Origin of the sequence: Vibrio sp. 1727 (genome assembly GCF_033344415.1) — a bacterium.
Lineage (GTDB): Bacteria > Pseudomonadota > Gammaproteobacteria > Enterobacterales > Vibrionaceae > Vibrio > Vibrio alginolyticus.
The window spans coordinates 1-608 of record NZ_JAWPOT010000422.1 but is presented as its reverse complement, the minus strand read 5'-3'; the positions used below and the strand labels follow the sequence as shown (position 1 = coordinate 608).

Genomic DNA, 608 nt, shown 5'->3' with positions numbered 1-608 from the left:
GTCGTTCGCAGCTCGCAAATAAAAATATTGATGCCATTGCAAGATGAAGGCTACGACGCTCTGGTTGATGCACTGTCGGCAGGTTTGAACCAACTAACCGACGATATGGCTGCGCAGCTATAGTAAATAGACACCAGAGACGAAAGTCATCAGATCAGGGAGGGGAGCATCACGCTCCCCTTTCTTGTTTATGTATGTTTAGCGGCTCAAGAGATTAAGAATATGGCTTGTCGATATGTAGCTCATATCGTTTGATGCTTCTTGGCGGCTGACAGGATTCAAACGCACTCTCGGCATCAAATAAAATCCAATCCCGGCGATGGGCTTCCCCTAGTTTTTTCGCTTTGTTGGCATCGAAACATTCCATCTCATTCCCACCTTGGGTCAAGATATACCGATTCGGCTTTTCTTGTAGCCACAACCAAGCATTGCGCTCTTGCTCTTTGTGATCTGATAAATAGCTAAAATGTGTTACCGACACAGGTGAAAACAGCAAAAATTGCTCTTTAAATAGCGTCAGTCCTAACTCACCATCTTTACCGATTGCTTTTTGTGCTTCTGACATGATCTCTTTAGCTGGCGTGCGAACTGGGTTAAGCAATGTATAG

The 608-nt window shown here is 44.7% G+C and carries 1 protein-coding gene and 1 pseudogene; one reads left to right on the top strand and one right to left on the bottom strand.

Translation table 11 applies throughout. The features are described 5' to 3' along the window. On the top strand, positions 1-123 hold a 123-nt coding region (locus tag R8O10_RS26110), incomplete at its 5' end, for an ABC-type transport auxiliary lipoprotein family protein (protein WP_318192082.1). A 91-nt stretch (positions 124-214) separates the two neighbouring features. Here R8O10_RS26110 and R8O10_RS26105 read toward each other — a convergent pair. Beyond that, positions 215-608: pseudogene (locus R8O10_RS26105) on the bottom strand (glycosyltransferase family 39 protein); the annotation flags it as partial.